Origin of the sequence: Halococcus salsus, from assembly GCF_009900715.1 — an archaeon.
Lineage (GTDB): Archaea > Halobacteriota > Halobacteria > Halobacteriales > Halococcaceae > Halococcus > Halococcus salsus.
In genome coordinates this window covers 216,031-238,792 of record NZ_JAAAJC010000001.1, presented here as the reverse complement: position 1 = coordinate 238,792, position 22,762 = coordinate 216,031, and the positions used below count along the sequence as shown (strand labels likewise).

The 22,762-nt window shown below is 67.4% G+C and carries 23 protein-coding genes and 1 other RNA gene; 9 read left to right on the top strand and 15 right to left on the bottom strand.

Going from position 1 to position 22,762, the window contains the following annotated elements; all coding sequences use genetic code 11:
- Positions 1–5: 5 nt before the first annotated feature.
- Genes GT355_RS01225 through GT355_RS01215 form a run of 3 tightly spaced genes read right to left on the bottom strand, consistent with a single transcriptional unit; the run spans position 6 to position 2,220 of the window.
- Entirely contained in the window at positions 6–599 is a 594-nt protein-coding gene (locus tag GT355_RS01225) for a YIP1 family protein (protein WP_160132814.1), read from the bottom strand.
- A gap of 46 nt (positions 600–645) precedes the next feature.
- On the bottom strand, positions 646–1,227 hold the full coding sequence (locus tag GT355_RS01220; protein WP_160132813.1) for an NADPH-dependent FMN reductase: 582 nt from the start codon (positions 1,225–1,227) through the stop codon (positions 646–648).
- Positions 1,228–1,287: 60 nt separating this feature from the next.
- Entirely contained in the window at positions 1,288–2,220 is a 933-nt protein-coding gene (locus GT355_RS01215) for an HhH-GPD family protein (protein WP_160132812.1), read from the bottom strand.
- A gap of 84 nt (positions 2,221–2,304) precedes the next feature.
- Here GT355_RS01215 and GT355_RS01210 point away from each other — a divergent pair, with 84 nt between their 5' ends.
- On the top strand, positions 2,305–2,634 hold the full coding sequence (locus tag GT355_RS01210; protein ID WP_160132811.1) for a ribbon-helix-helix protein: 330 nt from the start codon (positions 2,305–2,307) through the stop codon (positions 2,632–2,634).
- Positions 2,635–2,970: 336 nt separating this feature from the next.
- Entirely contained in the window at positions 2,971–3,507 is a 537-nt protein-coding gene (locus GT355_RS01205; protein ID WP_160132810.1) for a GNAT family N-acetyltransferase, read from the top strand.
- On the opposite strand, the gene GT355_RS01200 is transcribed toward GT355_RS01205, so the two are convergent.
- The 3 genes from GT355_RS01200 to GT355_RS01190 all read right to left on the bottom strand — a co-directional run bounded on the left by GT355_RS01200 (position 3,496) and on the right by GT355_RS01190 (position 6,750).
- Positions 3,496–4,635, bottom strand: a complete 1,140-nt coding sequence (locus GT355_RS01200; RefSeq protein WP_120071350.1) for an acyl-CoA dehydrogenase family protein — start codon at positions 4,633–4,635, stop codon at positions 3,496–3,498. The genes GT355_RS01205 and GT355_RS01200 overlap by 12 nt on opposite strands.
- Before the next feature lie 82 nt (positions 4,636–4,717).
- Positions 4,718–5,629, bottom strand: coding sequence for a hypothetical protein (locus tag GT355_RS01195; RefSeq protein WP_160132809.1), 912 nt, complete (start codon positions 5,627–5,629; stop codon positions 4,718–4,720).
- Between the two features lie 62 nt (positions 5,630–5,691).
- Positions 5,692–6,750, bottom strand: coding sequence for a saccharopine dehydrogenase family protein (locus GT355_RS01190; protein WP_160132808.1), 1,059 nt, complete (start codon positions 6,748–6,750; stop codon positions 5,692–5,694).
- A 91-nt stretch (positions 6,751–6,841) separates the two neighbouring features.
- On the opposite strand from GT355_RS01190, the gene GT355_RS01185 reads away from it, so the two are divergent.
- Both GT355_RS01185 and GT355_RS01180 read left to right on the top strand, forming a co-directional pair.
- Complete coding sequence (locus tag GT355_RS01185) at positions 6,842–7,342, top strand: hypothetical protein (protein WP_160132807.1); 501 nt, start codon at positions 6,842–6,844, stop codon at positions 7,340–7,342.
- Positions 7,343–7,423: 81 nt separating this feature from the next.
- Complete coding sequence (locus GT355_RS01180; RefSeq protein ID WP_160132806.1) at positions 7,424–7,795, top strand: cell division protein SepF; 372 nt, start codon at positions 7,424–7,426, stop codon at positions 7,793–7,795.
- Positions 7,796–7,798: 3 nt separating this feature from the next.
- On the opposite strand, the gene GT355_RS01175 is transcribed toward GT355_RS01180, so the two are convergent.
- Both GT355_RS01175 and GT355_RS01170 read right to left on the bottom strand, forming a co-directional pair.
- Positions 7,799–8,191: a DUF5611 family protein gene (locus GT355_RS01175; RefSeq protein WP_120071357.1), complete on the bottom strand. Its 393-nt coding sequence runs from the start codon at positions 8,189–8,191 to the stop codon at positions 7,799–7,801.
- Between the two features lie 26 nt (positions 8,192–8,217).
- Complete coding sequence (locus GT355_RS01170; protein ID WP_160132805.1) at positions 8,218–9,141, bottom strand: DUF7093 family protein; 924 nt, start codon at positions 9,139–9,141, stop codon at positions 8,218–8,220.
- 123 nt (positions 9,142–9,264) lie between these two features.
- On the opposite strand from GT355_RS01170, the gene GT355_RS01165 reads away from it, so the two are divergent.
- A complete protein-coding gene (locus GT355_RS01165) occupies positions 9,265–9,558 on the top strand; it encodes a DUF6432 family protein (RefSeq protein WP_160132804.1) in 294 nt (97 codons plus the stop codon).
- A 113-nt stretch (positions 9,559–9,671) separates the two neighbouring features.
- Here GT355_RS01165 and GT355_RS01160 read toward each other — a convergent pair whose 3' ends face one another.
- A complete protein-coding gene (locus tag GT355_RS01160; protein WP_160132803.1) occupies positions 9,672–11,156 on the bottom strand; it encodes a phytoene desaturase family protein in 1,485 nt (494 codons plus the stop codon).
- Between the two features lie 182 nt (positions 11,157–11,338).
- On the opposite strand from GT355_RS01160, the gene ygfZ reads away from it, so the two are divergent.
- Positions 11,339–12,424, top strand: coding sequence for a CAF17-like 4Fe-4S cluster assembly/insertion protein YgfZ (gene ygfZ, locus GT355_RS01155; protein ID WP_160132802.1), 1,086 nt, complete (start codon positions 11,339–11,341; stop codon positions 12,422–12,424).
- Positions 12,425–12,430: 6 nt separating this feature from the next.
- Here the strand turns inward: ygfZ and GT355_RS01150 are convergent, their stop codons facing one another.
- Entirely contained in the window at positions 12,431–13,516 is a 1,086-nt protein-coding gene (locus tag GT355_RS01150) for a geranylgeranyl reductase family protein (protein WP_160132801.1), read from the bottom strand.
- Positions 13,517–13,896: 380 nt separating this feature from the next.
- Positions 13,897–14,484 (bottom strand): riboflavin synthase, encoded by a 588-nt coding sequence (locus tag GT355_RS01145; RefSeq protein ID WP_160132800.1) that lies wholly within the window; start codon positions 14,482–14,484, stop codon positions 13,897–13,899.
- Between the two features lie 88 nt (positions 14,485–14,572).
- Between GT355_RS01145 and GT355_RS01140 the strand changes: the two genes are divergently transcribed.
- Positions 14,573–16,396, top strand: a complete 1,824-nt coding sequence (locus GT355_RS01140; protein ID WP_160132799.1) for a UvrD-helicase domain-containing protein — start codon at positions 14,573–14,575, stop codon at positions 16,394–16,396.
- Here the strand turns inward: GT355_RS01140 and GT355_RS01135 are convergent.
- The 4 genes from GT355_RS01135 to GT355_RS01125 all read right to left on the bottom strand — a co-directional run bounded on the left by GT355_RS01135 (position 16,393) and on the right by GT355_RS01125 (position 19,550).
- The gene (locus GT355_RS01135; protein ID WP_120071371.1) at positions 16,393–16,626 is read right to left on the bottom strand and encodes a DUF7533 family protein; all 234 of its coding nucleotides are present in this window, start codon (positions 16,624–16,626) and stop codon (positions 16,393–16,395) included. The two genes, GT355_RS01140 and GT355_RS01135, sit on opposite strands and share 4 nt — an antisense overlap.
- A 46-nt stretch (positions 16,627–16,672) precedes the next feature.
- Positions 16,673–16,849 (bottom strand): HVO_0416 family zinc finger protein, encoded by a 177-nt coding sequence (locus GT355_RS17895; RefSeq protein WP_192927939.1) that lies wholly within the window; start codon positions 16,847–16,849, stop codon positions 16,673–16,675.
- 102 nt (positions 16,850–16,951) lie between these two features.
- Positions 16,952–18,454, bottom strand: coding sequence for a carboxypeptidase M32 (locus GT355_RS01130; protein ID WP_160132798.1), 1,503 nt, complete (start codon positions 18,452–18,454; stop codon positions 16,952–16,954).
- Positions 18,455–18,479: 25 nt separating this feature from the next.
- Positions 18,480–19,550 (bottom strand): M20 family metallopeptidase, encoded by a 1,071-nt coding sequence (locus GT355_RS01125; RefSeq protein WP_160132797.1) that lies wholly within the window; start codon positions 19,548–19,550, stop codon positions 18,480–18,482.
- 421 nt (positions 19,551–19,971) lie between these two features.
- On the opposite strand from GT355_RS01125, the gene GT355_RS01120 reads away from it, so the two are divergent.
- Both GT355_RS01120 and ffs read left to right on the top strand, forming a co-directional pair.
- Complete coding sequence (locus GT355_RS01120; RefSeq protein ID WP_160132796.1) at positions 19,972–21,843, top strand: PINc/VapC family ATPase; 1,872 nt, start codon at positions 19,972–19,974, stop codon at positions 21,841–21,843.
- Between the two features lie 357 nt (positions 21,844–22,200).
- Positions 22,201–22,514: signal recognition particle sRNA (ffs, locus tag GT355_RS01115), an RNA gene on the top strand.
- Positions 22,515–22,762: the final 248 nt, after the last annotated feature.

Sequence of the window (22,762 nt, the reverse complement as noted above, 5' to 3'; positions counted from 1 at the left end):
TTCTATCAACTGAGTCCGAGCAGGGCTCCAGCGGCCGCGAAGCCGCGGAAGGCGTAGCCGAAGACGAAGGCCGCAGGGACCGCCGCGGCGAGCGCGGCCCGCGGGAGACCGGTGTCGTGGATCTCACTGATGCCGACGACGAGCAACACCGCGCCGTAGACCGCACAGACGACTCTGAGGGCAGGGATCGGTGGCCCCGCGAGGAGACAGGGGGCAGTGGCGTAGGCGATGACCTGCACCGTCTCGCTGATCCCGCCGCGCTCGGAGACGAGGAGCGCGAGCCCGAGGGTACAGAGCGCGGCCGCGAAGTGGAGGGCGAGCGGCGCGATCAGACCCACCGCGAGCACGAGGACGAGCACGAGCGAGGCGACACGCTGGTCCGCTATCACCGGGAGCGCACCGGGAACGAGGAGGAATCGCGAAAGTTCTTCGACCGCGACGACCGCGCCGACGAAGACGAGTCCGGGGGCCTGGTCACCGGGCGCAACCCCCGTGGCGAAGAACCGCCGAGGACGGACGAGGACTTCGAGCCACGCGCGCGCGATCGCTCCCGGCCCCCTGTCGCGCCCGCCGGTCGGGTTCTCGACCCACTGCGTCATCCACGGGAGTTGCGCACCCGTCGGTATCCGGGTTTCGATGGGCGAGCTAGTCGTCCGCGCCGGGGTTCTCGGTGCTCTCGATGCTCGGCGGGTCGGGTTCGATGGTCGCGTACTCCACCGCCCGCCGGCCGAGCGTCGCCACGCGCTCGCACGAGGCCTCGTCGACGAGTTCGCCGTTCTCGAACTTGGTGCGGGCCTTCGGCACCGCGGCGTGATGGGGGATCACCCACGCGTTGAGCGCCCGGGCGACCGACCGGAGGTGGTCGAGCGGCGTGATCGGGAACGCGCCGCCGGCGACGCTCAGCAATCCTACCGTTGTGTGTTCGAACTCGTCGAAGCCACAGTAATCGAGGGCGGCCTTCAGCACCGAGGAGTACGAGCCGTGGTAGGAGGGCGTGCCGAGGAGCACGGTGTCGGCCCGGCGGATCCGTTCCTTCATCGCGAGCGCGTCGCCGGCCTCACGGTCGTCGGCGTCGAAGATCGGGAGATCGAGTGCTCGGAGGTCGACGAGGTCCGTGGTCGCGCCGAGCCGTTCGGCCTCCGCGAGCGCGTGTTCGAGCGCGATCCGGGTGTAGCTCGCCTCCCGGAGGCTGCCACAGAGCGCGACGACGTGTGGAGGATCGGTCATTGGTGACCCGGAGACGCCCGGAAACTAAAGTCGCGCTGGTTCGGTGTCCGGAAAAGCGGACTACCGCTGGAGCCGAGCGGTGGTCTCGCCGTCGGTGTCGAGCGCCACGAGGCCGTCGTCCGCGAGGTCCGACAGGAGGCCCGAGAGCCACTCGCGGCCGTGCTCGCCGTCGGGGGTGTAATCCACACGGATCCGGGGGCCGAGCTCCGAGAGCGGGAGGGAGTCGTACTCGCCGAGTACCCGGACCACGCGACCCCGGAACTGCCGGCGACTGCCCTCGAAGGCCGACTGGGCTGGGACGTCGGGCGCGCTGAAGTCGCCGGTCGCGTAGGCGTCACACCACTCGCGCCACGGGCACTCGGCCGTATCGCACGCGGGCGTCTTCTCGCAGGCCACGCCGCCGAGTTCCATCACCGCGTTGTTCCAGACCCGCGACTCGCCATCCGGCATGAGTGTACCTGCTATCTCCTCGAAGGCCGCGTCGTCGTCGGGCACCGAGAAGGCGCGATAGAGCACGCGCTTGACGTTGGTGTCCACGACCGCGTCGCCGTTGTTGAACGCGAAGCTCGCCACCGCGTTCGCGGTGTACGGCCCGACGCCCTGGAGTTCCTGAAGCTCGTCGGGGGTTTCGGGAAAGCTTCCGTCGAACTCCTCGACGACCTGCCCCGCCGCCTCGTGGAGGTAGCGCGCGCGGTTGTTGTAGCCCAGACTGTGAGAACTCCAGAACCCCACCACATCCGAGCGGTCGGCCGCCGCGAGCGCGTGGACGTCGGGCCAGCGTTCGACGAACGCCTCGAACGCCCGGACCACCCGGTCGAGCTGGGTCTGCTGGCTCATCACCTCCGAGACCCAGATCGCGTAGGGGTCGGTGGTCTCGCGCCACGGATAGGCGCGATGGTCGGCCTCGTACCACTCGACGAGCGCCCGACGAACCGCCTCAGTATCGAGATCTTCGGAGAGCGAGAACTCGGCATCAGACTCGGAGGAACTCATTGCCGGAGGGAACCGCCTGCGGACCATACGCGTGGCGGTCGCGGAGCCGAAAGGGGTTTGCGCGCACGTCCCAGACCCCGCGCCATGAGCCTCGACGACCTCTCGGACGACGTCGACGCGCGCTACGCCGACCTCGGCGACGAGCTCACCCTCGCGCTCGACCGCGAGACCCGCAACGAGCTCGCGCTCCTCCGGAGCGCGCTCGACCCCGACGAAACAGGTGAGATCCTCCGGCGGGCGCTCCACCAGTTCTTCCAGACCACTGTCGAGACCGGTCGACTGGACTTCCACCTCCGGAGCGGCTACGACGTGACCTACGACGAGTACCTCTCGGGGATGACCTACGACGAGATGACCGGTGGGAGCTACCAGCCCCAGGCAAACCAGGACGACGTCCGGCGGTATCAGTACTAAGGCCCCACCTTTTGCTGCGGTCGCTCACTTCGTTCGCTCCCTGGCAAAATGTGGATCAAAAGCCTGCGTCACCCCACTCGCTTCGCTCGGGGGTTCCTTGGCCCGCTCGCTCGGCCCCGCCTCGCTCACGGTACATCACTACCTCTACCGCCCCGCACAGCACCGCCTCCGCTGAAGCCCTCGGCCACCCACTCCGTTCGGGCCTCGCCCTTCATCCACCAGGACTACACTGCTACCGCCACCGCCCCACATCCGTACCGCAACCGCGCGGCGGCCGCGCCGCACCGCAGCCCCCGTGGCACAATCCTGATTACGGCGCGTGGAATTGGTCGTTTCATGCCCGGTTCAGTCTTCCTCGACGGCGAAGACGTCACGCTCAGAACCATCGAAGAGGAGGACCTCGACTTCCTCCAGCGCCACATCAACGACCCGGCCGTCCGCACACCGATCGGCGCGACGACCCCGGTCAACGCGACCGACGAACGCGAGTGGTTCGAGTCGATGAGCGAGGGCGACGACGTCTCGCTCCTGGTCTGTGCCGACGGCGATACCGTGGGGACCATCAGCCTCATGGATATCAACGCGGACCACGGCTTCGGCGAGCTCGGCTACTGGATAGCGCCCGACGCGTGGGGCGAGGGCTACGCCACCGCGGCGACGCGACTCCTCGTGGGGCACGCCTTCGACCAGCGCCGCCTCCACAAGGTCAGCGCGAAGGTCTTCGACTACAACACGGGCTCACAGCGCGTGCTCGAAAAAGTTGGCTTCACCGGGGAAGGCGTCGACCGCGAGGAAGCGTTCGTCGACGGCGAGTACGTCGACGTCCACCGCTACGGCCTGCTCGAAGACGAGTGGCGTGAATTACAAGCCTAGTTCCCGCCCGATCACGAGGTGCTGAATTTCACTCGTTCCCTCACCGATCTCCATCAGCTTCGCGTCGCGGTAGAACCGCTGGGGCGCGAAGTCCGTGGTGTAGCCGTAGCCACCCAAGACCTGCACCGCGTCCTCTGCGATCTCGCGGCTGGCCTCGCTGGCGTCGAGCTTCGCGAGCGCGCTCAGTCGAGTGACGTCCTCGCCCGCGTCGTAGGTCGTCGCGGCCTTGTGGGTCAGGAGGCGGGCCCGCTCCAACTTCCGGTCCATGTCGACGATCTTGTTCCGCACCGCGTCGAACTCCGAGATGGGCTGGCCGAACTGCTCGCGCTCGGTCGCGTAGGATTTGGCGGCCTCGTAGGCCCCCTGTCCGAGCCCGACCGAGAGCGCCGCGATCGAGATCCGACCCCCGTCGAGCGTCTTCTTGGTCTGCTCCCAGCCCTCACCCTCGTTGCCGAGCAGTCGGTCCTCGGATAGTCGAACGTCGTCGAGCTGGATCTCACACGTCGGCGAGGCGTTGAGCCCCATCTTCTCCCAGATCGTTGAGATCTCGAAGCCGTCGTCCGCGGGGTCGACGATGAAGGTCGAGATCCCGCCGTAGCCCGCGTCCGGGTCCGTGACGGCCTTCACGAGCACCGACCCCGCCTCGCTGGCGTTGGTGATGAACTGCTTCGTCCCGTTGAGCACCCACTCGTCGCCGTCCTTCTCGGCTGTGGTGTCCATGTGCGAGGCGTCAGAGCCGCTGCCGGGCTCCGTGAGCGCCCACGCCCCGATGTGTTCACCCTCCGCGAGGGGCCGGAGCCACTCCTCCTTCTGTTCGTGGGTGCCGAAGTTCTCGATGGGTTTCGAGGCGAGGCTGATGTGGGCGGCGTACGAGAGCCCGATCGATCCCGAGACCCGGCCGAGCTCCTCGGTAACGAGCGCGTAGAGCAACTGATCCCCGCCCAGTCCCCCGTACTCCTCCGTCACCGGCACACCCATCATATCGAGGCCGGCGAGCTGGTCGAAGACCTCGGCGGGGTAGCGGTGCTCGTCCTCGATATCCTGGGCGAGCGGCGCGATCTCCGCCTCACAGAACTCCCGCACCGTCTCGCGCATCATCCGGTGCTCGTCCGGCAGGTCGAAATCCATACACCTGATACGTGACCAAGGGCATAAAACTACGCGGCACGCGGCGGGCCGCGTCGCCGCTCGAATCCGTCCGAGACGGCCGTCAGAGGTAGCGTTCGGCGAATCGCGCGAATCGGTCGAAGAGCTGTGACAGCCAGTCGAAGAACCGCGAGAGGCCGTCGAGGATCCGCTGAAGGTCGTCTTCGTTCCCCGAACTCTCGCCCCCCGTCGTTTCCATCCCCGTGGCGGTCGTCGACTCCCCCGACGACGGGCGCGCCGTCGTGGTCTCGCTGGTGGTGCTGGACGTCGCCATAGTGCTCGTCGTCGGGCACGACCCGGACTCGATCCGGAGGGGCGTCGAGCGGTCGAGCGAGGTCCGCGTCGGGTCGTCGAGGTCGCCCGAGAGCGCCTGCCAGTTCGAAACGTTGCCCTCGTAGTGGTCGCCGTAGAGCGCCGCCCGTTCGTTGAACGCCGGGTCGATCTCGACCGAGACGTCGTCGCCGAGCGGGCCGTAGACCGCGCCGTCGGCCCGCCGGCCGTCCCAGGTCCAGTCCACCGTGGCCGAGTCCCCGTCGATCTCCCACCGGTCGTAGCGGTTCGGGCCGTCGTAGCTGTCGTCCCGGACGATCCAGTCGCCCGACGAGGGCAGCCCCGAGATATCGAAGGTGATCGAGCCGCCGTCGCCGTTGCCGCCGAGCGCGCCGTGGACGGCCACGAGGCTCACGCCGTCAGGACCCTCGTAGAGGAACAGAACGCTGGTGTTCGGCTGCTGGAGCGAGCGGGTCCCGTACGAGCTATCGCGGTCCCGCCGGTAGTCGTAGAAGGCCTCCACCGGGTCGTCGCCCTGGAGCGGCTGGAGCGGAACGCACTGGTCGCCCTGTGAGAGGTGGTACGGAGCCGACTCCACCGCGCTGGCCGTGCCGGTCGCGAGCGCGCCGCCGGCGAGCGCCGCGCCGGTGGCCACCAGAAACGACCGTCTGTCGGTGTTCGGTCGGCTGCCGGAACGCGAAGCCATCGATGATCTCCTCGGACTTTTCGGAGGAGGAGCATGGGTCTTTTGACTGGCCGCCGGCTTCGTCAGCCGTCGATATCCGTCCGGAGGACCCCGTCGAAGTCGAGCACGAAATCCGGCCCGAAGGCCGACGCCGGCGTCTGGAATCCCGACTCGACGTCGCCGTCGAGCACCCGCCGGACGACTTCACAGGCCGTCCGCGCGGTGAAGCCGTAGGTGTCGGGGAGTTCGAGCCGTGCCGCAGCCCGCTCGCCGTCGTCGTTCTCCACTTCGCCCCAGACCCGAGTGGTGCTCAGGGCGCGCTGGGCGGCGGTGGGTCCGGTGACGGTCGCGTCCACGAGCTCCTTCAGGAGGGTCTGAATCGGTTGGGTCCCGAGCAGCGGCGCGAGACGGTCGGTCCGGCGCATCATCCGCGCCGCGAACCCCGGCACGGCGGCGTAGGTCTCGATGTTCCCGATCCCCGTCGAGTAGTAGGCGGTCGAGACGTCACCCCACGGGATCGTCACCGCGGGTTTCGGGCCCGTCCCGAGGTCGATCCGGCGGGTCTTCCACGCCGGCGGTACAGCCTCGATCTGACCATCGATCCGGGCCGCTCCACCCCCTGAGAGCCCCTCGACCATCGACTTCAGCGTACCCGGCGAGAACGTGCTGAGCCCGTCGATCGCGAGCCGGAGGTGGGTCGGGTCGTGGAGTTTCCCGGCGAGGTGCGCCGCGAGACAGTCGGTGGGAACCACGTCGAATCCCACCCCCGGTAAGAGGGTCACGTCGGCCTTCTCGGCGTCGCGGTCGCGCTCGGCGGTCGCCTCGAAGGCGTCGATCTCGCCGGTGATGTCGAGGTAGTCGGTCCCCGTCTCGAGGCAGGCCGCCACCAGCGCGTCGGCGGTCGCGGAGAACGGCCCCGCGCAGTTCAACACCGCGTCGAACTCTGCGATCCGGTTCGCGACGACCGAGGGATGGTCGAGGGTGAAGACGCGATAGTCGAGGTCGCGGTCGGTGGCCTGGCGTTCGAGCGGTTCGGCGCGTCGACCCGCGAGCGTCGGCGACAGTCCTTCCTCGGCGGCGCGTTCGGTGATCAGCGCGCCGGTGTAACCGTACGACCCGTAGATGAGTACGTCGTCTGCCATGTCCCCACATCGGGCGGTGAGCGGAAAAAGTCACCCCACGACCGAAAGCGAGTTAGCGAGTTTATTTCACGATCGGACTGTGTAGTCCCGTATGGGCAGTGGAGCGGTTCGGAAACGGAGCGGTCCGCTGTGGCTCCTCACTGGCGTCGTTCTCTACGTAGTGGGTTCAGCGGCAACGCTCGTGGTCCTTCAAGCAGCGCGCACTCCGATCGCGGAACAATACCACGTCTACCTTCCGGTTTGGTTGGGGCCCGTCTCGTCCGGGTTGATCATCGTCGCGCTCTATCCGGTGTTTGGCGGACCGGTAGCCGACCGCCACTTCAGTCACGACACGTATCGGCGAAAGCTCGAACGACAGTTCTGGTGGTCCGTGCTGTTTTTTCCAGTCTTATGCATCGTCATCGAGGTATCGATACTACTCGGCGTGATACTCGTTCTTCTCCCAACACAAGTCCCGACCACGTTCCTCACCCTCGGTGCAGTGCTTTCGATCATCAATTCACTCATTGGCATCGTGGTCGGCGTGCCGTGCGCTCTGGGATTGTCTTGGTTCTCGGAGTCGGTAAGAGAACTACCCTACTACTCCCGGTGAACGCCAAGTAAAAATCAGTACCCGGAACTCGACGGACGGCCTTGCCGTAAGAGATATACCGGGTCCGACCGGCGTGGCCGCATGGGATTGATGGACGACATCCTCGGCGGTGGCGGGTCGCGCAGCCGCCGACCGGGGCCCGGCGGCGACTACGTCGAACTCGGCCCCGACGACATCGAGGCCTCGGCGGACGAGCCGGCGACGAAGGTACATATCGCCCAGATCGAGGGCCAGCGCGACGTGATAGACATCAAGAACGCGATCTACGACGGCGACATCGTGGTCGCCGATATCACCCGCCACTCGACGACCGACCGCACGATGGATCGCATCACCCAGGACCTCCAGGGGATCGTCCGCGAGGTCGGTGGGGACATCGTTCAGAAGGCCGACGACCAGCTCATCATCACCCCCGGTTCGGTCGGCATCAGCCGCACCAAACTCGGGCAGTAGTTCTCAGACGCCGTCGGGCGTTTCGGCGTCGTCTTCGACAGTGCGCTTCATCGATTCACGACGGCTCTTGGCGTCGCGGCCCGTGGCTTCGAGCAGGAACTCGTTCTTCGCGTCGACCGCGTCGGCGGCGGCGTCGGCGTTGCCCTCGGCGATGACCTCCTCGGCGGGGCGCTCGGTGAAGTCCACCGCTAAGGTGTCCTTCTTCGACCCGTAGTCGACCGCGCCGGCGACCACGCGCTCGAAGACCGGGTTCTCGGGTTCCTCGACCACGTAGAGGTCGCTCCCGTTGTAGCTCTCGGTCGCGGTCGGCGACCCGAAGTAGGACTCGATGGTGCCCTCCATGTCGGGGATCCGGTCCTCCAAGTGCTCTCCACGGCGCATCTTGTATTCGCGCATGGGGCGCTCGTTTGCGAGCCGGAGGGTTAGCCCTTTCGCGTTTCCCACGCCAGATAGCCGCGGTGACAGTTCGGACAGATGTCACCCGCCCGGTGGGGCGAGTCGATCACCGCGGCGTCGAACCCACACGACGTGCAGACGAACGAGCCACCGGTGAGCCGGTCGGGCTGGTCGGGCTCCTCATCCGACCCCTCATCCGCCGATTCGCCGTCGCGACCGGAACCGTCGGGCCACTGAGCCGTCGAGGCGGCGCTCCCGTCCGACCGTGCCGCCTCGGTGGTCACCGGGCCGGACGGCTCGGACGGCCACTCGCCGGGCGCGCGCTCCGAGGGGTCGCGGCGCGTCGGCTCGTCGCCGATGCGGTCGATCGATCCGGTATCGTCGCCTTGGTCGTCCGCCGGTTCGCCCCCGCCCGTCGACCGGTCGAGCGCGCTCGTGGCCACCACCGACTCCGCGATCTCGACGCTTCCCGACCCGGCCGGGTCGGGTGCGGGGTCGTCGTCGGCGGCCCCGTCGTCACGGATCGCTCGCTCGGTCCCGTCCGTCGGTTCCGTGGCGTCGGTTGGCTCGGTTTCGTCGGGCTCGGCCTCGACGACCCCCCGCGGGCCACCGTTTCGCACGGTCGGTTCGGGCTCCGCGTCGGCGGGGTCGTCCTCCATCGTTTCGACGGCCGTCACCGTTCGGTCCGGGTCGTCGGCGGTGTCGTCGGTCCCCGCCTCCGAGCCGTCCGGCGCGATGACGACGGTGCCGTCGGGTTCGCGAACCACGCCGGCGGCGGCCGAGAGCGCCGTGACCTCGGTGTTCTCGGAGATGACGCGTTCGTGTCCGCAGCTCCGACACCGCTCGACGCGTTTGGCGGTCAACACCACTTCGTCGCCGTTCTCGACGCGCTCGCGCTCGACCTCGGGGTCGTCGTAATCGTGCCCGAGCAACGAACACATGACTCCCATCGGGACGTACTTCTATAGCGGTCGATATAAACGTCCGTGTTCGAGCGGCGATACTTGCCCGAACGGCCAGGTACCACGGACCCCGACCGACAGTATAAGACCGATCCGAGCGAACGGGCAAACATGAAAGCGAAGCGGGCGTTCCGGGACCGCAACCCCACGGAGGTGGCGGTGCTCGACGCGCTGGTGGAGCATCCTGACGGGATGACGGTGTTCGAACTCCGGACCCACGCCGACATCGGCATCGACGCCCTCGAAGACGCCCTCGCAGCGCTCAAGGAGGACGACCTCATCGAAACCGAGACCGAGAGCGGACGACTGCATATCCTCCCCGACGACCGTGTCGTCCCCGACGAACCCGAGAACGAGACCGACGAGTCGTTCTTCGAGCGTCTCCGTGACCGATTCGGACGGTAGAAGGGAAAGAAAGCGACGACGATTGGAATTCGCCGAAACGGTAGCCGGTACAGTGACGCACAGCGAGCGGAACCGATGTCGAAAGGGGAAGCGGGCAGTCGAAGCTCGCACCATCACCCCGTCCGCACGACGTGCTCGGCCGCGATCGAACTTCCCTTCACGCAGGCGACGGTGCCGAGTCCTGGCCACGTCGTATCCCCGGCGAGGTAGAACCCATCGATCCCGATGTCCTGCGGTACCGCGTTCTGGTTCGCGTTCCCCACCGTCTGTCGATAGCCCCCGACCGCGCCGTTCGGTCTATTGGTGAACTCTTCGTATGTTTTGGGTGTCCCGACCTCGTAGACCAGCGGGTCCGTACCGAGTTCGGGGTAGACCGTTCGGGCACCGTCGACCAGTCGGTTTCCGATCGCGTTCTTTTTTCGCCGATACATCGCCTCGTCGAGGTCCTGCCACGGTGAGAGGTCACAGTGTGTGGAGAGGATGACCGCACGGTGACCGGCCGGTGCGCTGATCGTATCCTCCGGTGCCGAAACCGAGACGAACATGTTGTTGCCGTCGCCGAGCGGGTCGTCGTATCCACGCAGGACCTGATGGTGCGTCACCTTCCGATCCGCAACGCGCTCCTCCGGTACGCCGAGAAAGACGACGGCCGCACCACCCGTGTGTTCACGGAGCCGTTCGGTCTCGTCGTCGAGCCGATCACCGATGACGGCGGGAGCGATCCGCTTCGTCAGGTCGATCGGGACCGCACTCACGACCTGATCGCTTCGATACTGGCCCCGGTCGGTGGCGAGTCGGAACGCACCCTTCGAACCGGTTATCTCTCGTACCGTTTCGCTCGTCTCGACCGTCCCGCCCATGTCGGCGTACTGGCGCTCGAAGGTCTTCCAGAACCTATACATGCCGCCGGTCGCTCGCCCGATCCCCGCCCGTCTGATGGATATCCCGAGAATCGCGTTGAGAAGGGGTGCCTCCGCGAGCGTCGAGTGGACGGTGTCCTCGACCAACATAGCGATCATCGTCCGAAGGGCGACGTCGTCGAACACGTCGAAATGCACGAGCGCGTCCTTCATCGTCCACCGGAGATATCTGACCAGTCGAATGTCTCCCAGTCCGACCGTTTTCGCGTTCCGCAAGACGTCTCTAACGTTCTGCATCGGGAGTCTCACGTCGCTCCGAGTGACCTCCCAAAGCGCCGCGGCCGTGCGTTCGAGGAACGCGTAGAACCGTCGATGGGTTTCGTCGTCGCCGAACGTTCGCCGGAGTTCGTCCCGCCAGCGGTGCTGGTCGTGATAGAGGGTCACCGTTCGGTCGGGGAGCCACACCTGGTAGGCGTCCTGCACGTCGATCGGTGGCGGATCGAACCCGAGTCGGTCCAGCAACTGCCCGCCGATACCCTCCGGGTGAAAGTCGACGAGCGTCGTCGCGCCGACGTCGAACGTGAACCCGTTCCGATGGTAGAATCCTGCACAACCGCCGACCTGGTGGTGCTGTTCGAGCACCACCGTCGAGAACCCCTCGGACTCCGCCAGCGCCGCGGTACACATCCCGCCGATGCCGCCACCGACGACCGCGACGTCGTACTCGTTGGAGGGCATATCTCAAGAAATAAGCTGTCGGGATAAAAACCAGTCGTGTGGAGCGGGGCGGTGGCGATTCGATGAACGGGTCGCGGAAGAGCAGCCATGAGAGGACGTTTTTCGAGTGGTTCTCGGGTTTGGTTCCGGAACGGTATCCGTAGAGGACACGCTTTATCCGCCGCCGCACCCGAAATTCCACAATGACGTTGGTCGAAGCCGTCCACGAGACCCACGGCGCGACGTTCGCAGAGCGCGGCGGCACGCGCGTCGCCGACCACTACGGCCGCCCCGAGACCGCCCACCGGGCGGTCAGGAACGTCGCCGGCGTCACCGAGATGGCCTACGGCGTACTCACGATCACCGGCGAGGACAGGATAGACTTCGTCGACAACGCCGTCACCAACCGGGTACCCGCCGAGGACGGCCGGGGCTGCTACGCGCTCCTCCTCGACCCCCAGGGCCGGGTGGAGACCGACCTCTACATCTACACGACCACCGACCGCTTGCTGGTGTTCACCCCACCGGACCGCGCCGCGGCGGTCGCGAGCGAGTGGTCCGAGAAGACGTTCATCCAGGACGTCCAGATCGAGAACGCGACCGAGTCGTTCGGCGTCTTCGGCGTCCACGGTGCGCAGGCGACCGAGAAGGTCGCGAGCGTGCTCACGAACGCGACGCCGTCCGAGGCCCACCTCTCGTTCGTCCGGGGCTCGATCGACGAGGCCGGCGTCACCGTGATCCGAGGCGACGGATTGACCGGCGAGGAGGGCTACGAGGTGGTCTGCGCTGCGGACGTGGCCGAGTCGGTGTTCGACGCCCTGATCAACAACGGGCTCAACGCCGCCCCCTTCGGCGTGCGAACCTGGGAGAGCCTCACCCTGGAGGCTGGGACGCCGCTGTTCGATTCCGAACTCCGCGACGAGATCCCGAACGTCCTCGGGCTCCGGAACGCGCTGGACTTCGAGAAGGGCTGTTACGTCGGCCAGGAGGTCGTCTCGCGCGTCGAGAACCGAGGGCAGCCGAGCCGCCGGTTAGTGGGACTCGCCTGTGAGGCGCTCCCCGACGCCGGCGCGGCGGTCTTCGCCGGCGATTCGACGGTCGGTGAGGTCACCCGCGCGGTCGAGAGCCCGACCCGCGACGAACCACTCGCGCTCGCACTCGTGGAGTTCGGTCTCGATACCGACGACCTGATGGTCAGGATCGACGGCGAGGAACGGGCGGCGCGTGTCGAGTCGCTCCCGTTCGTCGAGGGCAGCGACCGGTCGGCCCGACTGCCGACCTACGAGTAAGTCCGTTCAGGAGCGCGAGAGGAGCGTCTTCAGGCTCTCCGGCGAGAACAGCGTGGTGGGTTTGTCCATGTGAACCCCGATCTCGCCCGAAAACGCCGCGAGGCCGGCCTGCTTGACGGGTTCGGGCAGCGAGTACGCCCGGCGGACCCAGTGACCCAGCTGGATGTCGCGCGCGAGGTCAGCCCGCCACGCCTTCTCGTAGTTCTTCAGCGTCCCCGGGTCGTGGGGGTCGATCTCGCGAGCGGCGTGGTCGGCGGCGGTCATCCCGTAGACGAGCCCGCCGCCGGTGAACGGCTTGGTCTGGGCGGCCGCATCCCCCACGAGGAAGCCACGGTAGCTCGTGACGCGGTCGGCCGGCCCGATCGGGATCATCCCGGCGTGGGTCTCGCCGGTCTCGACCCCGTAGTCAGCGACGAACTCGTCGAAGAGTTGGGTCGCGTTCTCGCCCGGTGCGGCCGCGAGTCCGTACTCGACGCCCGCCGACCCCCGAGGGATGCGCCACGCGAAGAACTCCGGAACCGTCAGGTGGACGTCGACGTGGTCACCGGGGTCGTCCTCCGTCGAGAAGCCGAGCACGCCCTGGAGCTTCTCGCCCGGCTCCGGTATCCCGAGTTCGCGCCGAACTCGTGAAACAGGCCCGTCACAGCCCGCCACCAGCCGGGTCTCGAACGTCTCGGTTCCCTCGGGTGTTCGGGCGGTCACCGTCGCCGAGCGCGCGCCCTCCTCGACGCCGGTCACGCTGTGATTCTCCCGAATATCCGCCCCGGCCTCGCGCGCGGCGCGGGCGAGCGTCCGGTCGAGCTCGACCCGATTGATGACGTTCGAGATGGTCTCGTCCTTGTAGAACAGGTGGCCGTCGCCGCCCGGCCCGCCGACGTGGAATCGCGCGCCCGAGATCTCGTTCTGGAGCAGCTCCTCGCGCGCGCCCTCGGGCGTGAACTGCCAGATGTCGGTGCTGACGTGGCCCGAGCACGCGAGCGGCGTGCCGACCTCGCCGCGTTCGAGCACCAGCACGTCGTGACCCGCCTCCGCGGCGCGCCGGGAGAACCGACAGCCCGCGGGGCCCGCGCCGCTGACGACGAAATCGTACATTGGGGTATCCTATGGGCGTTCGTCTAAGAATCTTGCTAACCCACTTTTTTAGACGGGGGAATCGCGCTCGCTTCGCTCGCGCTCAACCCCCGCCCAAAAACCTGGACTAAAAAGGGCTGCTCGCTCCCTGCGGTCGCTCGCAGTACAGCCACTACTGGCTACCGCCTCCATCCCGCAACCGCCACACGCCTCCCCAACCGACTGCGCTCCTCGTTCGCCTTCGGCTCACTCCGGTGCTCATCCCTCGCACAATGTTCGCGAGCGGTGCTCGCTGTCGCTCGTCACCGCTCGCCAGCGCGCGCCAACCGCTCCGACCACTCCGACCGCAACCGCACTGCACGGCCACGACCGCAACCGCCCCACCCACTTCCCGTTTGTCGTCAGCGGTGGCCGTCGAGCAGCCGTTCGACGTACTTCGCGATCACGTCGACCTCGACGTTCACCTCGTCACCGGGGTCGAGGTCGTGCATCGTCGTCAGCTCGTAGGTCGTCGGGATCACCGCCACGGTGATCGTGTCCTCCCGCCGTTCGGCGACCGTGAGGCTCACCCCATCGAGGGCTATCGACCCCTTCTCGACCACGTAGCGCGCGACGCTCTCGGGCACCGAGAACTCGAACTCCCAGTCGTCGTCCACCTGCTCGACTCCCACGACCTCCGCCGTGGCATCGACGTGGCCCTGCACGAAGTGGCCGTCGAGCCGGCCGTCGGCGGGGAGCGCGCGTTCGAGGTTCACTTCGAAACCGTCCTCGATCTCCGAGAGCGTCGTCCGGTCGAGCGTCTCGGTCGAGCAGAACAGCTCGAAACCCGTTTCTCGGACTTCCTCGACGGTGAGACACGCGCCGTCGACCGCGATACTCGCGCCGTGAGTGAGCCCTTCGAGGTCGCACTCGACGACGATCCGCCGCCCGCCCTCCTCGTCGCGAACGGTCGTGACTTCCCCCGTGGTCTCGACGATGCCGGTGAACATGAGCCGAATACGAGGGCTCGTCGAATGAGGCTGGCGTTCGCGCCCGGGAGCCACGTCGTTTATAGTGGACCGGTCCCTGCTGTGGGCAATGTCCACGGATTCCCACGTGACGCGGCTGTTCGGCGGCCCGGGAAGCGGGAAGACGACGGCGCTGCTCGACCGGGTCGAGGAGATCCTCGACCAGCCGGGCGTCGACGTCAACGACGTCCTCGTCGTCTCGTACACCCGGGCGGCGGCCACCGAGATCCGCGAACGACTGGCCGAGCGTCTCGACGTCAGTCCGCGCTCGCTCCGCGGGAACGTCGCCACGATGCACGCGAAGGCCTACGAACTCCTCGACCTCTCGCGTGGCGACGTCGTCGGCGAACGCGACAAGGAGGGGTTCTGCGAGGACTTCGGCCTCGAGTTCGAGGACGAGTACGAGGGGTCGCGCCGCCGGAGCGCCCGCTCGACCACCATCGGCAACAAGGTCATCGCGACGAGCCAGTGGCTCCAGCGCACCACCAGGGACGTGGCTGACTGGTACGACGTCCCCTTCCAGTGGAACGACGAGGAGGTCCGGTTGCCGCCCGAGATCGACGACAACGCCCAGCAGGGCAACAAGTACACCCCGACGTGGCCGAGCGACGACGACCGCCTCGACATCCCCGAGGCGATCCGGGCCTGGCGGGCCTACAAGGGCGACGAGGGGCTCGTGGGCTTCGCGGACATGCTCGAACGCGTCGAGCAGCGCTCGCTGATCCCGAGCGTCGACTACCTCGTGATCGACGAGTTTCAGGACATCACCACGCTCCAGTACCGCGTCTACGAGGAGTGGAAACCCCACGTCGAACGCGTCCTGATCGCGGGCGACGACGACCAGGTGGTCTACGCCTGGCAGGGGGCCGACCCACAGCTCCTCCTCGACGAGGGCGGCGAGGACGTGATCCTCGACACGTCCTACCGGCTGCCATCGCGAGTGCTCTCGGTCGTGAATCGGGAGGTTCGCCACATCGAGAAACGCCAGGAGAAGAACCTCCGACCCCGGACCGAGGGCGGGAGCGTCGAGGCCGTCGAGAGCCCCACGATGCTCGACCTCGTGCGCAACGTCCGGGCCACGGTCGAGAACACCGACGAGACCGTGATGGTGCTCTTCCGGGCGCGCTACCAGCTCTTCCAGTTCATGGACGAGTTCATCGGCGAGGGGATCCCGTTCCAGGCGCTCACCGACCAACGGATGTGGACCGACCGGCTCAACGACTACGTCAACGCCGTCGAGAAGGTCGCCGCCGGCGAGTCCATCACCGGGCTCGAAGCCCGCCGGCTCGCGGACATGCTGATGAACACCGCCTTCGGGACCAACAGCCGCGACGCGCTCTACGAGACGCTCGACGACCTGAAGGAGGAGGCTGGGGCCGAGGAGTTCGTCGACCTCACGATCGAACCCGACCTCGTCAAGGAGCACGCACCGTTCATGCCCGGCCCCGCCTCCGCCGAGGACATGCTCAGAAAGACCTCGCAGTTCCAGAAGAAGTCGGTGAAGGCCTACTTCGGGGGCGACTACCAGGACGTCGACCGCGACCGGGTTCGAGTGGGGACGATCCACTCCGCGAAGGGGCGCGAGGCCGACCACGTCTTCGTGGCGACCGACCACACCGAGAAGGTGGTCGAACAGATGGCCGCCTCCGTCGAGGAGGGCTCGGCCGACGCCGCGGCGTTCGAAGAGACCACCGACCCGGTCCCCCTGCTGACGGACAACGAGCGCCGGGTGTTCTACGTCGGGATGAGCCGGGCGCGCGAACGGCTCGTGATACTCGAAAACCTCGTGAGCGGCGCGCCGACGCTCCCGGTCGACGTCCTCCTCGATAACGAATCCTCGGGGACCACCGTCGAGGACGTCCTCGCCGAGGCCGAAGTCCCCGCCGCCGACTAGTCCTTCTCCTCCTCTTTCGCCACCGCACCGACCGCCTTCTCGGCCGCCGCCGTCGGCACGTCGTCGGGGGTCGTGACGTACTGCTTGAGCAGGATCATCAGCCCGGCGACGACACACAGTGCTGCGCCCATCGTGGTGCGCCCGGTAACGAGGAGGTTGACCCCGAGCAGCGCTACCGGGAGCGCGAGCGCCAGCGTCGCCACGAGCCCGAGCGTGTTGAGGATGCCCACGGGCTGTCTGGAGCGCGCGTTCACTTACTCGCTTCGCTCGCCCGACCTATGGCCGTGGCGACCAGCCACACACCGAGCAGATGCTGGCGTCGGTCGCGTGCAGCGCGCCGCAGTCGGGACACTGCTTCTTGTTGTAACTTGCTTCCCACCCCGGTGACTCCGTCTCGTGACCGCGTTCTGCGAGGAACTCGTCGATGTCGGGTTCGGTCGGTGTGGTTGCCATACGTGCCACGGTATGGCACGCCACGACATAGGTCTATTGGTGGTTACAGGAATCGCCGATTAGTACAGTCTTGATATTATGAACAGAACTTCTTCGGCCGGCTCAGAGGTCGTAGAGCGCGCCGTACTTCGCGGTGACGTAGTCGAGGAAGTCGTCGGCGGCGAACGGTTTGCCGGTGGCTTCCTCGACCAGGTCGGGGGTGGTGTAGCGCTTGCCGTGGCGGTGGACGTGCTCGGTGAGCCAGTCGTGGAGCGGGTCGAAGTCCCCGGACTCGATCGATCCATCGAGGTCGTCGATCGCCTCGTCGGCGCTGGCGTAGAGCTGGGCGGCGAGCACGCTTCCCAACGAATAGGTCGGGAAGTAGCCGAACGTGCCGTGCGACCAGTGGATGTCCTGGAGACAGCCCTCGGCGTCCGTCTCCGGTCGCACGCCGAGGTACTCCTCCATCTTGTCGTTCCAGACCCGTGGGATCTCCGCGACGTCGAGGTCGCCCTCGATGAGTTCGCGCTCGATCTCGAAGCGGATCACGATGTGCATGTGGTAGGTGAGCTCGTCCGCCTCGACGCGAATGAGGTTGTCCTCGTGGACGGTGTTCGCGGCCTCGTAGGCGTCCCGCGGGGTCACGTCGTCGAGGCTCGAAAAGCGCTCTTTGACCTGGGGGAGGAACAGCTCCCAGAACGGCTGCGAGCGGGCGACGTGGTTCTCCCAGAGTCTCGACTGGGACTCGTGGACCGAGAGGTTTCGATTCTCGCCAAGCGGCGTCCCGTACTCCTCGTCCGGCAGGCCGAGGGTGTAGGTCGCGTGGCCGAACTCGTGGACGGTGCTCGTGAGTGCCCCCAACATGTCCGCCTCGTCGTAGCGCGTCGTGACCCGCGCATCGAACGTCGTCCCCATCGAGAAGGGATGCGGCGCGACGTCGAGCCGGCCACGGTCCCAGTCGTAACCGAGGGTATCGAGCGCGTCGCGTGAAAGTTCCTCCTGGGTGTCGGTGTCGAAGGTTCCCGAGAAGGGCGTGGCGAGGTCGACGTCGCTCTCGCGGATCTCGTCGATGAGCGGGACGAGTTCCTCGCGGAGGCGTTCGAGGACCCGCTCGGTGGTGTCGAGCCCGAGGTAGGGTTCGTAGTCCTCGAAGAGCACCTCGTAGGCGGGTCTGTCGGGGTCGATGTGTTCGGCGTACTCGCGTTTGAGGTCGACGAGCTCCTCGACGACCGGAGCGAACGTCGAGAAGTCGTCTTCCGCCCTCGCCTCCTTCCAGACCGGGAGCGCCTCGCTGGTCGTCCGCGAGATCTCCTCGACCAGTTCGGTGGGGACGCGTGTCGAGCGCTCGTACTGCCGGCGGATCTCGCGAACGACGGCCGCCTCGCGGTCGTCGAGGTCGTTGCTTTCGAGCGCGTCGAGCGCTTCGCCCATCCCCTCGTCGGTGAGGAGGTCGTGGCTCACCGCCGAGAGCGCCGAGAGCTGCCCGGAGCGGGCCGGTGTGCCGCCCTCGGGCATCATGACCTCCTGGTCCCAGCTGAGGATGCCCGCCGCGTTTCCGACGTTGGTGATGCGTTCGTAGCGTCGCGTGAGGTCGTCGTAGGCGTCGTCCGTGGCGTCGGCTGCCATACCGAAAACCCGGGTCGCCGACCTATCAATTCTCCCCTACGGTGTCGGCCAGCTCGGAGTAGATCCGATAGCAGCGCTCGAGGGCGGCGAGCGAGACACTCTCGTCCTTGGTGTGGGCCTCGCCGAGCTCCGACGGTCCGCAGACCACGCAGGTCACGCCCGCCGCCGCGAGCCAGCCGCCGTCGGTCGCGGCGGGCTTCGTCACGAGTTCCGGATTTCCGTTCTGGCACTCGTCGGCTACCGTTCGAACCGTCTCGGCGAAGTCCTCGTCGTCGCACGCCATCGGCGGGAGGTCCTGGTCGACCGTCCACTCGACTCCCTCGACCTCCTCGACGGTCCCGAGGGCTGCGCGCTCGCCAGGGACCGTGCGCTCGTCGACGGTGATGGCGCACGATTCGGGGACGACGTTCCAGGCCGAGCCGCCGTCGATCCCGGTGACGGCGAGGCTGCCGGTGACGCGTTCGTCGAGCACCGTCGCGCTCGGCGGGTCGATATCTCTGATGAGGTCGACGGCGTCGCAGGCCCGGTAGACCGCGTTTTCACCCATGTGGGGTTCGCTGGCGTGAGCGGCGGTGCCGTGGGCGGTGACGGTGCTCGCGCGCCGACCCTTGTGGGCGACCACGACGTCCGTCACGCCGGGGGTGGTGTAGCCCGTCGAGCCCTCGCCGACCACCGCGCAGTCGGGCGCGAATCCCTCGTCGATGGCGTGGCGCGCGCCGACGCCACCGAGTTCCTCGCCGACGAAGCTCGCGAAGACGAGTCCGTCCTCCGGGGTATCGCGGAAGGCCAGCATCGCCGCCGCGACCGCACCCTTCATGTCCGCCGCGCCGCGGCCGTAGAGTCGGTCGTCGGTGGTTTCGAGGACGTACTCGTCGCCGTCGACCTGGGATTCGTCCGGCGGAACGACGTCGTGGTGGCCGACGAGCGCGAGGGCATCTGCCTCGCCGTAGCGGGCGATGACGTTCCCGACCGCGTCCCGCCGCACGTCGGCATCGGTTTCCGCGCGGAGCCAGTCCTCGACGAAATCGCCCGCAGCGGTCTCGTCGTCGTGGCTCGGGATCGAGACCAAATCGCGGGTGAGGGCGGCGACGTCCATCCCGTCGAGAGTCGGCGAGCGACGTGATAAGGCTACTGTCGAGCGAAGCGACCCCGTTCATCCGCCGCGGCGGGTGCGGTCGCGATTGCGGTCGGAGGTGGTGCGGTCGCGGTTGCGGCCGTAAGCGGTTGGCGCGCGCTCGCGGTCGTGCGTGAGCGATAGCGAACGCCGACCGCGAACACTGTGCGAGGGATGAGCGAAGTGAGTGAAGCGAACGGAGTGAATCGGCTGGGGAGGCGTGTGGCGGGTGCGCGGGGCGGTGGCCGGTAGTGATTGTACCGCGAACGAGCGCGAAGCGCGAGTGAGCGGCCGTTTTTAGTCCAGGTTTTTGCGACGAGAGGTTGGCGAACGGAGTGAGCCAACCCGAGGAGGAAAAAAGTGGTTGAACATCCTTATCCGTTCTGCGGGCCGATGTGCGGGCATGACTATCGTCCCGGACACGAGCGCGGTCATCGACGGCCGCGTGTCCGACCGCGTCGAGAGCGGGGCGGCCGACGGCGCGACGGTGCTGGTCCCCGAGGCGGTCGTGGCCGAACTCGAATCCCAGGCGAACGACGGGATCGAGACGGGGTGGAACGGCCTCGCGGAGCTCGAAGCCCTCGTCGAGCTCGCGGCCGACGACCGGATCGAGCTCGAATACGTCGGTCGGCGGCCCGCCGAGACCGAGCGCGCGAGCGCCGGCGAGGGGGCCGTCGACGCGCTGATCCGCGACCTCGCCGCCGAGCACGACGCCACGCTGCTCACGAGCGACCGCGTCCAGAGCGAGGTCGCGCGGGCGAAGGGGCTGACCGTCGAGTACCTCGAACCCGAGGTTCGGACGGTGGAGGGCCTCGACATCGAGCGCTTCTTCGACGACGAGACGATGAGCGTCCACCTCAAGACGGGGGTGGTGCCGATGGCGAAGCGAGGGTCGATCGGCGGGATGCGCTTCGAGGCCGTGGGCGAGGAGCCGCTTTCCGAAGCCCAGCTGTCCGAGTGGGTCGAGGAGATCGAACTCGCGGCGCGAACGTCGAGCGAGGGGTTCACCGAACTCGACAGACACGGCATGACGATCGTGCAGTACCGCGACTACCGGATCGCGGTGGCGCGACCGCCGTTCGCCGACGGGATCGAGATCACCACCGTCCGGCCGATCGCGGCGACCGAACTCGACGACTACCAGTACGCCGACGACCTCCGCGAGCGCCTGCTCGACCACCAGCGCGGCGTGCTCGTCGCGGGTGCGCCCGGTGCGGGGAAGTCCACGCTCGCCGGGGCCGTCGCGGGCTTCCTCGCCGACTCGGACTTCTCGGTGAAGACGATGGAGAAGCCCCGGGACCTGCAAGTTGGCCCCGACGTGACGCAGTACACCGCGCTCGACGGCCGGATGGAGAATACGGCGGATGCACTGCTGATGGTCCGGCCCGACTACACCATCTACGACGAGGTCCGGAAGACCGAGGACTTCTCGGTCTTCGCGGACATGCGGCTCGCGGGCGTCGGGATGGTCGGCGTGGTCCACGCCACGCGCGCGATCGACGCCGTCGGGCGACTCGTGGGGCGGGTCGAGTTGGGGATGATCCCGCAGGTCGTCGACACGGTCGTCTACGTCGAGGCCGGGGAGATCGCCACGATCTACGACATCGAGACCGAGGTCAAGGTCCCCGAGGGGCTGGTCGAGGAGGACCTCGCGCGACCCGTGATCCGGGTGACGGACGCCGAGACCGGCGAGCCGGCCTACGAGATCTACAGCTTCAACCGGCAGGTCGTCACGGTGCCGGTCGGCGAGGAGACCGACGACTCCGGAGTGGACCGGATCGCGAAACAGGAGATCGAACGGGAGATCCGGTCGGCGGCGCGCGGGAACTGCGAGGTCGAACTCCGTGGGTCGAACACCGCCGTGGTCTACGTCGAGGAGTCGGACATCGCGACCGTGATCGGCAAGGGTGGCGGTCGGATCACCGACATCGAGAATCGGTTGGGGATCGACATCGACGTTCGGACCTTCGACGAGCGCCCCGGCGGACGGTCGGGAGGATCGGGCGGCTCCGGTGGCGGGAGCAGTAGTGATGGCAACGCCAACGGCAGCGCGTCGGGTGAGATCGTCACCCCCGAGATCACCGGCCGCCACGTCGTGATTCCGATGGAGGGCCACGCGGGCAACACCGTCGAAGTCCAGGCCGACGGCGAGTACCTCTTCACCGCGACCGTCTCGCGCGGTGGCGAGGTGCAGGTCTCCCGGGGGAGCGCCATCGCGGAGGAGCTCGAAGCCGCCATCGACCGGAATCGCCAGGTCACGGTCGCGCCGTCGTAATCCGGTACGGGAGTGAGTCACGCCGCGTTGCGGCCGCGGTGCGGTCCGCGGCAGCGGTGCGGTGCCTGGCGGATGAAGGGCGAAGCCCGCGAACGGAGTGAGTGGGCTGAGGGCTTCGGCGGAAGCGGTGCTGTGCGGGGCGGTTGCGACGACGGTCGCGGGGGCCTTTGTGATCCTACCGCGAACGAGCCGAAGGCGAGTGAGCGGGCCGAGGAACCCCCGCAGGGGGTGACGCTGGCTTTTGATCCACATTTTGCCAGCGAGTGAGTGAGCATCGCGAGCGAACGAGCGCAGCAAAAGGTGGGGACGCAAAAGGCGGGTTTCGAAAGGTCCTTATGGTCGACTCGGCTATCCTGAAATCGGACTAGGTCGGGCAGTTAGGCCCTGCTCGCAACCCGCACTACGGTCTTCAGCGGGGGCCGAATTCCGGGTGCGTCCGCGCCGACCGGCGCGGGCCCCGCAAGCCAACGTCGAAGCCTCGTCCGTCGGGGGCGGCGGTCCGCGGCTGTTCGTCTGCAGGGACGACCCGCCGCGGTTAATCGGCGGCAGCCCGTCAGGCACGGAAGTGAGCAGCGGACCGCCGGACAGCCGTCGCTCGCCGGATCGCGGGGTGGAGGAGGCACGCGGGCTTCCCCGCGCCGGAACGCCGGGCAATCCCGGCCCGTCCACTTCCCACCTTCTACATACCCACCTTTTGCTACGTTCAGTCGCATCGCTAGCGCTCGCTCCTTCGTCCCAAAATCGCGTAGCGATTTTGTGTGCCAATCAGAACTGCGGAGCAGTTCTGATGACGCTCGCAAAATGTGGATCAAAAGCGCGTCGGGTTCCTTGCAGTCACCCTCGCACCCGCTCGCTCACTCCGTTCGCTCGCGGTGAGATCACAAAAACCTCTGCGACCGCAACCGCCCCGCACAGCACC